Annotated in this window: 5 protein-coding genes, 22 tRNA genes and 1 rRNA gene; all 28 read right to left on the reverse strand. The window is 44.2% G+C overall.

Annotation, left to right across the window (positions count from 1 at the left end; genetic code table 11):
* Positions 1-32 precede the first annotated feature (32 nt).
* Positions 33-2,438, reverse strand: coding sequence for a glycogen/starch/alpha-glucan phosphorylase (locus ACFVAD_RS23280; RefSeq protein ID WP_386646047.1), 2,406 nt, complete (start codon positions 2,436-2,438; stop codon positions 33-35).
* Positions 2,428-3,879 carry a glycogen synthase GlgA gene (glgA, locus tag ACFVAD_RS23285; RefSeq protein WP_386646050.1) on the reverse strand — a complete coding sequence of 484 codons (1,452 nt, stop codon included), beginning with the start codon at positions 3,877-3,879 and terminating at the stop codon, positions 2,428-2,430. Before glgA ends, ACFVAD_RS23280 begins: the two co-directional genes overlap by 11 nt.
* The gene (locus ACFVAD_RS23290; RefSeq protein ID WP_386646053.1) at positions 3,876-4,901 is read right to left on the reverse strand and encodes a GlgC family sugar phosphate nucleotidyltransferase; all 1,026 of its coding nucleotides are present in this window, start codon (positions 4,899-4,901) and stop codon (positions 3,876-3,878) included. The genes glgA and ACFVAD_RS23290 overlap by 4 nt, the downstream gene beginning before the upstream one ends.
* A gap of 30 nt (positions 4,902-4,931) precedes the next feature.
* Complete coding sequence (locus tag ACFVAD_RS23295; RefSeq protein WP_386646056.1) at positions 4,932-6,086, reverse strand: glucose-1-phosphate adenylyltransferase; 1,155 nt, start codon at positions 6,084-6,086, stop codon at positions 4,932-4,934.
* On the reverse strand, positions 6,083-7,975 hold the full coding sequence (glgB, locus tag ACFVAD_RS23300) for a 1,4-alpha-glucan branching protein GlgB (RefSeq protein ID WP_386646059.1): 1,893 nt from the start codon (positions 7,973-7,975) through the stop codon (positions 6,083-6,085). The genes ACFVAD_RS23295 and glgB overlap by 4 nt, the downstream gene beginning before the upstream one ends.
* Positions 7,976-8,595: 620 nt before the next feature.
* Positions 8,596-8,667, reverse strand: a tRNA-Glu gene (locus ACFVAD_RS23305).
* Between the two features lie 17 nt (positions 8,668-8,684).
* A tRNA-Ser gene (locus ACFVAD_RS23310) sits at positions 8,685-8,775 on the reverse strand.
* 5 nt (positions 8,776-8,780) lie between these two features.
* A tRNA-Asn gene (locus tag ACFVAD_RS23315) sits at positions 8,781-8,855 on the reverse strand.
* Positions 8,856-9,030: 175 nt separating this feature from the next.
* Positions 9,031-9,107: transfer RNA gene (locus tag ACFVAD_RS23320), tRNA-Ile, on the reverse strand.
* A gap of 3 nt (positions 9,108-9,110) precedes the next feature.
* Positions 9,111-9,184: transfer RNA gene (locus ACFVAD_RS23325), tRNA-Gly, on the reverse strand.
* A gap of 10 nt (positions 9,185-9,194) precedes the next feature.
* Positions 9,195-9,267 (reverse strand) — tRNA-His (locus tag ACFVAD_RS23330).
* A 24-nt stretch (positions 9,268-9,291) separates the two neighbouring features.
* Positions 9,292-9,367, reverse strand: a tRNA-Thr gene (locus tag ACFVAD_RS23335).
* Between the two features lie 21 nt (positions 9,368-9,388).
* A tRNA-Phe gene (locus ACFVAD_RS23340) sits at positions 9,389-9,464 on the reverse strand.
* 16 nt (positions 9,465-9,480) lie between these two features.
* Positions 9,481-9,556 (reverse strand) — tRNA-Asp (locus ACFVAD_RS23345).
* 3 nt (positions 9,557-9,559) lie between these two features.
* A tRNA-Met gene (locus tag ACFVAD_RS23350) sits at positions 9,560-9,636 on the reverse strand.
* A 46-nt stretch (positions 9,637-9,682) separates the two neighbouring features.
* Positions 9,683-9,775, reverse strand: a tRNA-Ser gene (locus ACFVAD_RS23355).
* Positions 9,776-9,790: 15 nt separating this feature from the next.
* Positions 9,791-9,867: transfer RNA gene (locus ACFVAD_RS23360), tRNA-Ile, on the reverse strand.
* Between the two features lie 4 nt (positions 9,868-9,871).
* Positions 9,872-9,948: transfer RNA gene (locus ACFVAD_RS23365), tRNA-Met, on the reverse strand.
* Between the two features lie 28 nt (positions 9,949-9,976).
* Positions 9,977-10,049 (reverse strand) — tRNA-Ala (locus ACFVAD_RS23370).
* A gap of 14 nt (positions 10,050-10,063) precedes the next feature.
* Positions 10,064-10,140: transfer RNA gene (locus tag ACFVAD_RS23375), tRNA-Pro, on the reverse strand.
* A gap of 4 nt (positions 10,141-10,144) precedes the next feature.
* Positions 10,145-10,221, reverse strand: a tRNA-Arg gene (locus ACFVAD_RS23380).
* 31 nt (positions 10,222-10,252) lie between these two features.
* Positions 10,253-10,341: transfer RNA gene (locus ACFVAD_RS23385), tRNA-Leu, on the reverse strand.
* An 8-nt stretch (positions 10,342-10,349) separates the two neighbouring features.
* Positions 10,350-10,424 (reverse strand) — tRNA-Gly (locus tag ACFVAD_RS23390).
* Positions 10,425-10,441: 17 nt separating this feature from the next.
* Positions 10,442-10,522, reverse strand: a tRNA-Leu gene (locus ACFVAD_RS23395).
* A gap of 8 nt (positions 10,523-10,530) precedes the next feature.
* Positions 10,531-10,606 (reverse strand) — tRNA-Lys (locus ACFVAD_RS23400).
* Between the two features lie 199 nt (positions 10,607-10,805).
* Positions 10,806-10,881 (reverse strand) — tRNA-Thr (locus tag ACFVAD_RS23405).
* Between the two features lie 61 nt (positions 10,882-10,942).
* Positions 10,943-11,018, reverse strand: a tRNA-Val gene (locus ACFVAD_RS23410).
* Between the two features lie 9 nt (positions 11,019-11,027).
* A 5S ribosomal RNA gene (gene rrf, locus ACFVAD_RS23415) occupies positions 11,028-11,122 on the reverse strand; the annotation flags it as partial.

The raw sequence follows: 11,122 nt of genomic DNA on the forward strand, positions 1-11,122 counted from the left end.
AATAAAAGGAAGAGCAACAATGCTCTTCCTTTTTACTTCCGACTAAAACTCGGTTCCAATCCCCAAATCTCATCTGCATACTGTTTAATTGTCCGATCACTGGAGAAGAAACCTGAATGCGCGATATTCTTCGCACTCATTGTCAGCCAAGCATTCCGTTCACGGTAGGCATTATCCACCCTCTCCTGGGCATCAATGTAGGATGCGAAATCCTTCAGTACAAAATATTCATCATTTTGCATCAGTAGGCTGTCATGAATTGGTTCGAAGTGATCATCCACATCGGGAAAGTAGCCGTTTATCAACTGCTCCAATATTTGTTGAATCCGCTTATCATGATGGTAGTACTCACTCGAACGGTAGCCTCCATTTTGATAATAGTTAAGCACCTGTTCTGCTGTAAGCCCAAAGATGAACATATTCTCCTCGCCTACCTCTTCCTTGATTTCAATATTGGCTCCATCCAAAGTTCCGATCGTCAAGGCACCGTTCATCATAAATTTCATGTTACCTGTACCTGAGGCCTCTTTACTGGCTGTAGAGATCTGCTCACTCACATCGGCTGCCGGGAAAATGTCCTCGGCAAGCGACACCCGATAATTCTCTAAGAAGACCACCTTCAAGCGGCCACCAATGGCAGGATCATTATTCACTTTATCCGCCAAGGAATTGATCAGCTTAATGACACGCTTTGCATAATAGTAACCAGGTGATGCCTTCGCACCAAAAATAAAGGTACGTGGATGAATGTGAAAGCCGTTATCCTCTTTTAAACGGTTATAGAGATACATGATATGAAATACATTCAGCAGCTGGCGCTTATAGGCGTGAAGCCTTTTAACCTGAACATCAAAGATGCTATCGGGATCTATGATCATCCCGGTCTGCTTTCTGATTCTCTCACCAAGAATTAGCTTTCGTTCCCTTTTCACCCTATCCAGCTTCTCATGAAAGGCGGAATCGTTTGCATAAACTTCAAGCTGACGAAGCTGTGTGGGATCCTTGATCCAGCCTGTTCCAATCGTATCCTGTATCAATTGAGTCAACTGAGGATTGGCCTTTAATAGCCAACGCCGATGGGTGATCCCATTTGTCTTATTATTGAACTTCTCCGGAAAGGCTTCATAAAATAAACGCATTTCCCGATTCTTTAGTATTTCTGTGTGGATTTTTGCTACTCCATTCACACTAAAACTGCCGACAATGGCTAGATGGGCCATTTTCACAAGGCCATGTGCAAGGATCGCCATTTCCTCGATGCGATGCCAATCCCCAGGGTACTTTTTCCATAGCTCTGCACAATAGCGCTCATTTATCTCTTCTACAATCATATATATCCTTGGCAGCAAAGGCTGGAATATGGATACCGGCCATTTCTCCAGTGCTTCGGAAAGGGTCGTATGGTTGGTATAGGAGATGGTTTGTGACGTGATCTTCCACGCCTGCTCCCAGCTCATATCCTCTTCATCCAACAATATTCTCATCAACTCAGGGATGGCAAGTACAGGATGCGTATCATTGATATGGATATTCACTCTTTTATGGAAATCTACCAAACTACCATTCTTTTTACGATACGAACGCACAATGCTTCCAATGCTCGCTGCCACTAAGAAATACTGCTGCTTCAAGCGCAATATTTTCCCTTCATCATGCGTATCATCGGGATAAAGGAATTCCGATACAGCCTCTGTGTCCCGCTTATATTGCATGATGTCCTTATTTGTCGGGAAAGGGGCAGGCTCCGCACTCCATAGACGCAGCATGTTTACTGTGCTGGTCTGGTATCCGATAACAGGCATATCATAGGGAACTGCAGTAATCGCTTCTCCCTTTGCATGTCTGAATTTTTGTCTGTCCCCTTCCAAGTAAGTCTCCACCCTGCCCCAGAAATGCACTTCCACCGCTTGGTCAGGTTTTCTTACCTCCCAGACATTTCCGTGTCTCAGCCACTGCTCCGGCAATTCCACTTGGTAGCCATCCACAAATTTCTGGTCAAACAATCCATGTTTATACCTGATACCGCAGCCATGTCCTGGCAGGTTTAATGAAGCCAATGAGTCCAGGAAGCATGCAGCCAATCGTCCGAGTCCACCGTTACCAAGACCTGCATCCGCTTCAATCTCCTCGATGGCTGACAGTTCAAGGCCAAGTTCCTTCAACCCGTCCTCCACGACTTGCTGGATCCCTAAATTCAATAGGTTATTTCCTAGAAGCCTTCCCAAAAGAAACTCAATGGAAAGATAGTATACCTGCTTTTCGTTGGCAGCACGATTACGTTCATTTGTCGCAATCCAATCGGAGCTTATGTATTCGCGCACCATATTGCCGAGTGTATGATAATGATCTCGTGAAGTGGATTCCTGAAAGCTTTTTCCGTACATACTCTCAAGCTTTTTCAAAAATGATGCCTTAAACTTTTCCTTGTTAGAGAACATGTACTCCGCTCCTCGCAATCAATGTTGAATATAGCTGATTATATTTAAAAGCGGACTTGGCCCAGCTGTAGTCGCGCTCCATGGCTTCTTTCATGATACCGCCCCAAACTTCCGGCTGCTCATAGAACGTGATGGCACGTCTGATGGTATTAAGCATGTCATGGGCGTTGAAATTAGTAAAGCTGAAGCCATTCCCTTCAAGAGTTGATTCATCGTAGGAATGCACCGTATCATTCAAGCCGCCCGTTTCACGTACAATCGGAATGGTCCCGTACCTGAGGGCAATCAATTGTCCCAATCCACAAGGTTCAAACTGGGAAGGCATGAGGAACATATCAGCACCTGCGTATATCTGGTGAGCCAGTGCCTCATCAAATCCGATGAAGGTCCTTACTTTTTCAGGATAATGATAAGACAATTCACGGAAATAATGTTCGAACCTGCGATCTCCTGTTCCCAATATCACCACCTGTACATCATTCTCAAGTACTTCATGCAACACTCTCGTCACAAGGTCCAACCCTTTTTGCTTTGTCAGGCGACTAACCATTGCAATGATGGGAATATCCTCTTTAACGGGCAATCCACAGAGATTCTGGAGCGCCTGTTTGTTAACTTTTTTATCCTTAGGTTTGGATGCATGATAAGTTGCTGCTATATGCTCATCCGTTTCTGGATTATACATCTCATCATCAATTCCATTAATAATCCCAATCAGATCATCACCGCGAAAGCGCAATACGCCATCCAGCTTCTCACCAAAATAAGCGGTTTGGATTTCATCTTTATACGTGGGACTTACCGTTGTAATCAGACCGGAAGAAACTAGTGCAGCCTTCATGAAATTGACATTCCCATAAAACTCAAGCTGGTCTGTTGTGAATAAATGCTCCTCAATTCCCAGCAGATCCTGCAGGATACCCTTAGGGAATACACCCTGAAATTGGAGATTATGAATAGTAAATACACTTTGAATATGCTCAAAGCGAGGATTTTTCCGGTATTCATTTTCAAGCAGGAAATTAACCATTCCCGTGTGCCAATCATGGCAATGAATAACATCAGGGACAAAATCGATGGCTGTCATACTTTCCAAAACCGCCCTGCAGAAAAAGGAATAGCGCTCCCCATCGTCAAAATGACCGTACAAGGAATCGCGCTTAAAATAATACTCATTGTCAATGAAATAGTAGGTGACATTATCCAGAACCAATTTTTCAATCCCACAATATTGATGTCTCCAGCCAACATCCACATAGGTGGTCTGGATTCGCTTCATTTTCTTCCTGTATGGTTCCGGGATCTGTCCATACTTAGGCAGGATCACTCTTACATCCGTGCCCAGCTTTTTCAATTCCTTAGGCAATGCTCCCGCAACATCGCCTAAGCCACCAGATTTTACAAACGGGACACATTCCGATACGACAAACAAAACCTTCACGAATTCATCAGAGCTCCTTGTACGGTACCTTTTCTTACTAGAAATGGAGAATCAAGTTTACCTGTTATAGCCGTACCATCTTCCACCTTTACATCTTTGTCTAGAATGACTGAATCTAAAACACAATTCGATCCGATAACCCCTTTTTGCATGACTATACTATTTTTGATGACGGTTCCTTTGCCTACTTTCACACCTCGGAAAATGATACTATTTTCCACATGCCCTTCAATGATGGCACCATTGGCTATCATGCAGTTCTTAACAAAGGCATCCTTGCCATAGCTTGTCGGCGGCTCATCCTTGACCTTTGTGAGGATGGGCTGTTTCTTCATAAACACTTGCTGCCATACAGTAGGATTCAACAATTCCAAGCTATGCTTATAATAGCTTTCAATTGAATCAATAACAGCAGCATAACCAGTAAATTCATAGTTACAGACTTTATACCCGCTGTTCATATCGTCCACTACATCCATGATGCTTCCATAACCATTTTTTTCATAGTTCATAAAAAGCTTTACCAGCAAATCCTTTTCTAGAATAAATATGTCCATGGATTCTTCCTGATGAAGAACATGTGTAATATCACAGCGGTTATTCAAATGGCGCTCAAGCATCACCTTGAAATTCATATTGCAAACCGTATAGCTGTTTGAGATAACCACATACTTCTGCGTACTTCTCAAGAAGAAATCCTCATTCTCCTTGAAATGCTGAAATGATCCTGTATTTCCGTCCACTTCTCCAACCGAACTTGGGAAAAAGAATAAGCCGTCACGTTTACGGTCCAGATCCCATTGCTTGCCTGAACCTAGATGGTCCATCAGAGAACGGTACTGAAACCTGGGGAAGATTGCCACACTTTGAATTTCCGAGTTTACCATATTTGATAATACAAAATCGATCAGGCGATAACGGCCTCCAAACGGAACAGCAGCGATTGATCTCTTTAACGTAAGCTCCTTCATCTCTTCATTGTGAATGGTCGCATCAATGATTCCGAGCATAGATTTATTCATGATTCTCATCCTTCCTTTGGCGTATTCTAATTATGATATAGAGAAAATCCCTTTTTCCATCATTTCTTCCGTAACCAAAATGATTTCATCTTCATTTTTTTCGGGGCATATGACAACTCCGTCCGGGATTACCAGTCCGGAAGGTACGATCGCCTTATTGATATAGACATTTTCACCAATCACCGCATCCGGCATCAGGACAGAGTTTTGAATAACGGAATTTTTCCCTACCTTCACTCCCTGGAAAAGGACAGAATGATCGATCTTCCCTTCGATGAAGCAGCCTTCATTGACAAGGGAATCATTTACATCCGCACATGGAGCAATATATTGAGGAGGCTGGTTTGGGTTGACTGAATAAACACGCCAGTCATATTCAAACAAGTTCAGCTCGCACTCCTCTTTTAAGAGATCCATGTTGGCTTCCCATAAGCTTTTTACTGTTCCGACATCCTTCCAATAGCCTTCGAAAGGATAGGCTACCAATCTCTTATTCTCTTCAAGCAGCAAAGGAATGACATCCTTTCCAAAATCATGGCTCGAATCCGGATTACGATCATCCATCTCAAGATATTCCTTCAGAACGGACCATTTGAAAATATAGATTCCCATGGATGCAAGATTGCTTTTCGGGTTGGCCGGCTTCTCATCGAATTCCACCACTTCGAGCTTTTCATTCGTGTTCATGATTCCAAAGCGGCTTGTTTCCTCCCAAGGAACCTCCACCACTGATATGGAAACATCCGCATCCTTCTTAATATGATAATCCAGCATTTCAGCGTAGTTCATTTTATATATATGGTCACCGGATAGGATAAGCACATACTCAGGCTCATACTGCTTTAAGTAGTTCAGGTTCTGATAAATGGCACTCGCGGTACCTGTATACCATTTCACACCGGAGGATTCAGTATATGGAGGCAGAACGGTCACGCCGCCATTTTTGCGATCCAGATCCCACGCACTCCCAATTCCGATATAGGAATTCAATACAAGTGGCTGATATTGTGTCAAAACGCCAACCGTATGAATCCCGGAGTTTGTGCAGTTGCTTAATGCAAAATCAATGATTCGATATTTCCCACCGAAAGGGACAGCAGGTTTTGCAAGTGTTTTAGTCAAGGAACTTAATCGGCTTCCTTTTCCTCCTGCCAGTAACATTGCTACACATTTATTCTTCATCATCTCCCATTACTCTCCCCTCGAATTTTCCTAGGACGCCACATGCTTACTCCATACGGCGCAACATTGACCATCATATGAAACTCCTTGCCGTGATATGCACCTTCCTGCGAACTAATCACCTCAGTATTTCTGATACCTGTTCCACCATACTGTATGTGATCGGATTGGAACACCTCTTCATAATCCGCTAAAAGTGGAACACCAATTTTATACTGCTCATATGATGCTCCGGTAAAATTACATAAGACCACCAGTGTATCCGATTGCTTCTTTCCTTTTCGAATAAAGGAGAATATGCTTTGATCCCGATTATCTGCATCAATCCACTCAAATCCATCAGGTGAATGATCCAGTTCAAATAAAGCCCTTTGACTATGGTAGAAGGCAAGCAGATCTTTTACATAAAGATTCATCTGCTGATGTGTTTCATACTCTTCAAGCAGGAACCAGTCGAGCTGCTCGAGGTCCTTCCATTCATCAAACTGGCCAAATTCACTTCCCATGTATAGCAGCTTTTTACCTGGATGGGCGACCAGAAAAGCATACAATAGCCTCAACTGCTTGAACTTATCCTGGTATTCTCCTGGCATCTTATTCAATAAAGATCTCTTCCCATGGACTACTTCGTCATGGGAAAAAGGCAAAATAAAATTCTCTGAAAAGGCATAGACAATGGAAAAGGTGACCTTGTCATGCAAATGCTTTCTTTGCTCGGGAGGAGCCTCCATAAACGAGAGAATGTCATTCATCCAACCCATATTCCATTTGTAGTTAAACCCAAGTCCTCCTATAGAAGTAGGAGAGGTAACCAAAGGCCAATCCGTTGAATCCTCCGCAATCATCAGTGCGCTGTAGTCGAATTCAAAAACCGCTTCATTCAGCTTTTTCAAAAATTCCTGTGCAAAAGGATTCGCATGGACTTCCTGCGTATTAGGCCAATACAGCATATTGGCAACAGCGTCGACCCGGAAGCCGTCCACATGGAAATGCTCCATCCAAAACATCGCATTGGAAATCAGGAAGCTTCTGACCTCCGGCTTCCCCAAATCGAAATTGGCAGTCCCCCATACCTCATTTTCCCGGTCATTGTAGGCTTGATACTCAAATGTTGGAGTGCCATCAAACATGGACAGCCCATGCGCATCCTTACAGAAGTGTCCAGGTACCCAGTCCAGTATTACCCCGATATCCTCCTGATGGCAGGCATCAATAAAAGCCATTAGCTCACGCGGAGTGCCATAGCGGCTCGTAGCGGCATAATAACCTGTCCCCTGATATCCCCAAGATCTGTCATAAGGATGCTCAATCAATGGCAACAACTCTATATGAGTAAATTTATGCTCTTTCACATAGGGGATCAATTCTTCTATAAGCTCCAAATACGAGTATAGCTCTCCGTTTTCCTTCTTTTTCCATGATCCCATATGTAATTCATAAATGAACATCGGCTTCTCATACACTAGCTTTCTCTTTTTTCGTCTACGCCAGTTTTGATCCTTCCACTTGTATCCTTCCAAGTCATAGACAATGGAAGCAGTCTTAGGACGTACCTCTGCATGAAATGCAAATGGGTCAGACTTATGTAACACTTCCCCTTCATTTGTCACTATTTCATATTTGTAAAGGTGACCAGTTAGCTCTTCTGGCAATTGAATACTCCAGACACCCTCATTATTAAGTTTTTCTAATACGTATTCTTTCCCATTCCAATCATTGAACGTCCCAATCAGCCTGACCGCCGTTGCATGAGGTGCCCAGACTGTAAATCTGGTGCCGACAACCTTTTTCCGGTGCTTTATTACATGTGCACCAAACAGCTCATAGCTCTTATACAATGTCCCTTCATGAAATAGGTGCAGCTGAAAATCAGTGGCGCTCGTTGCAATCAATATCGTCACCCTTTCGGAATAGTTTCAAAAAGATTATTGTTATACTTTACTATTCTCTTTTTTAAACCATTCTCCTTTTTACGACAAGGACCAATCGTTAGACACAAAATTGCAAAATTCACAATATATTGTTATTTTGTCGAAAATACGCTATATCAGGGAAACCGCTTCCATTACCATCCCTCCAGAGTTCTTGATATGACTGGATAAATGTAAGGGTTTACAATAAAGAAAATATGACAGGATATTCGATTCTTTTATAAGGGAATTTGTCGAAAAGTTTTTAGTGGAAAAGAAGGTTGAATAAATGTGGAAGCGATTTCATCTTAAAAGTTATATAAAAATAATAAAAATATTATTTGAATTTTGGTTTTGTCGGAGAGTCTATGGGGTATAAAAGTAAGTTAGAAGAAGTTTCTTTTGGGAGATTAGGAGAGGCTGATTTAGGATGGATTTGATTTTCTGATAATGCTCATAATCAGAAAATCCGTGTTCCACAAATTATATAAGACCAAATGATCATATTTTGCACTACGACGAAAAGAGAAGAATGGCTTTTTCAAACAAATTCGCACAATAAAAAAAGCCATGATATTTATAAAAATACCACAACTTTTTGATGACCCGTACGGGATTCGAACCCGTGTTACCGCCGTGAAAGGGCGGTGTCTTAACCGCTTGACCAACGGGCCGCATGATTGAGTTTTGATGGCGGAGAAGGAGGGATTTGAACCCTCGCGCCGCTTACACGACCTACACCCTTAGCAGGGGCGCCTCTTCAGCCACTTGAGTACTTCCCCGAATATGGCTCCACCAGTAGGATTCGAACCTACGACCCTTCGGTTAACAGCCGAATGCTCTACCGCTGAGCTATGGTGGAACGGTACATAAATTACTTTTACGAACAAATTGACCACTTACGCCGAACGTCCCGATTTCGGGATGATTAATCACGATGCTGCTCAATCGGTACGCTGTAGAATCTCTAGGAAGCTTATTCGAGCGTGCTCTACCGCTGAGCTATGGTGGAACGGTACATGGAACATAGTTAGTAATGGTGGGCCTAAGTGGACTCGAACCACCGACCTCACGCTTATCAGGCGTGCGCTCTAACCAGCTGAGCTATAGGCCCATATGGAGCGGGTGATGGGAATCGAACCCACGACATCAGCTTGGAAGGCTGAGGTTTTACCATTAAACTACACCCGCAAAAAAAAAGGGCGACTGATGGGAATCGAACCCACGAATGCCTGAACCACAATCAGGTGCGTTAACCACTTCGCCACAACCGCCATAATACTATTTTTTTGTAGAACTGGTGCCGGCGATAGGAGTCGAACCCACGACCTACTGATTACAAGTCAGTTGCTCTACCAACTGAGCTACACCGGCTAATGTTCGTTAATCTAAAAATGGTGGCTCGGGACGGAATCGAACCGCCGACACATGGATTTTCAGTCCATTGCTCTACCAACTGAGCTACCGAGCCACTATTAAATTAAAAATGGCGGTCCCGACCGGGATCGAACCGGCGATCTCCTGCGTGACAGGCAGGCATGTTAACCGCTACACCACGGGACCAATTGGTTGCGGGGACAGGATTTGAACCTGCGACCTTCGGGTTATGAGCCCGACGAGCTACCGGACTGCTCCACCCCGCGACAATAAAAGTAATACATATAAAATTCTCACCATTCTTATAAAAAATGGAGGAGGAAGAGGGATTCGAACCCCCGCGGGTTTTGACACCCCTGTCGGTTTTCAAGACCGATCCCTTCAGCCAGACTTGGGTATTCCTCCATATATAAGAATTTCTGGTGGACCTTGTAGGACTCGAACCTACGACCGGACGGTTATGAGCCGTCTGCTCTAACCAGCTGAGCTAAAGGTCCTTTTTGGTAGCGGCGGAGGGAGTCGAACCCACGACCTCACGGGTATGAACCGTACGCTCTAGCCAGCTGAGCTACACCGCCAAAAAAGTGAAGTTTATATTTCTATAAGTGGAGCCTAGCGGGATCGAACCGCTGACCTCCTGCGTGCAAAGCAGGCGCTCTCCCAGCTGAGCTAAGGCCCCAAACAAAATCTTAATGGTCGGGAAGACAGGATTCGAACCTGCGACCCCTTGGTCCCAAACCAAGTGCTCTACCAAGCTGAGCTACTCCCCGTAAATGGCGCGCCCGAGAGGACTCGAACCCCTAACCTTTTGATCCGTAGTCAAACGCTCTATCCAATTGAGCTACGGGCGCTTATAAAAGTTATTTTGTATCTGCAAAATTCTGGTGCCGAGGACCGGAATCGAACCGGTACGGTAGTCACCTACCGCAGGATTTTAAGTCCTGTGCGTCTGCCAGTTCCGCCACCCCGGCAAGTCTGTTGGAGCGGAAGACGGGATTCGAACCCGCGACCCCCACCTTGGCAAGGTGGTGTTCTACCACTGAACTACTTCCGCTTCTTATAAAATTACAATGCGGGTGAAGGGACTCGAACCCCCACGTCAAAGACACTAGATCCTAAGTCTAGCGCGTCTGCCAATTCCGCCACACCCGCAAGATAAATGGTGTGCCATGAAGGACTCGAACCTTCGACCCTCTGATTAAAAGTCAGATGCTCTACCGACTGAGCTAATGGCACATAAGTTAAAATTAATTCATTAAGTTTTCATTGTTCTTTGCACATTATTTCATTCGAAGAAGCATATTCTGTACGACGTACTCATCTCTTCTAGGTTATACAAGAAGTTGAATCGATGAGTACGCTGTAGTTTTACTACGCAGCGTATTCAAACGTGCTCTACCGACTGAGCTAATGGCACGTAACATATTAAGAAAAGTGGTGCCGGCGATAGGAGTCGAACCCACGACCTACTGATTACAAGTCAGTTGCTCTACCAACTGAGCTACACCGGCGAAAAATATATTATTTTCACACATGAAAAATGGTTGATTATTTTCACTAGTGAAAAAATCTTGGTGGAGGATGACGGGATCGAACCGCCGACCCTCTGCTTGTAAGGCAGATGCTCTCCCAGCTGAGCTAATCCTCCGAATATATAGCCTGGCAACGTCCTACTCTCACAGGGGGACAGCCCCCAACTACCATTGGCGCTGAAGAGCTTAACTTCCGTGTTCGGTATGGGAACGGGTGTGA

This window comes from Sutcliffiella sp. NPDC057660 (assembly GCF_042800035.1).
Taxonomy (GTDB): domain Bacteria; phylum Bacillota; class Bacilli; order Bacillales; family Bacillaceae_I; genus Sutcliffiella_A.

Coding starts and splice junctions, on each gene's coding strand:
- ACFVAD_RS23280 (WP_386646047.1), bottom strand. CDS start 2,438: ATGTTCTCTAACAAGGAAAAGTTTAAGGCATCATTTTTGAAAAAGCTT.
- ACFVAD_RS23290 (WP_386646053.1), bottom strand. CDS start 4,901: ATGAATAAATCTATGCTCGGAATCATTGATGCGACCATTCACAATGAA.
- ACFVAD_RS23295 (WP_386646056.1), bottom strand. CDS start 6,086: ATGATGAAGAATAAATGTGTAGCAATGTTACTGGCAGGAGGAAAAGGA.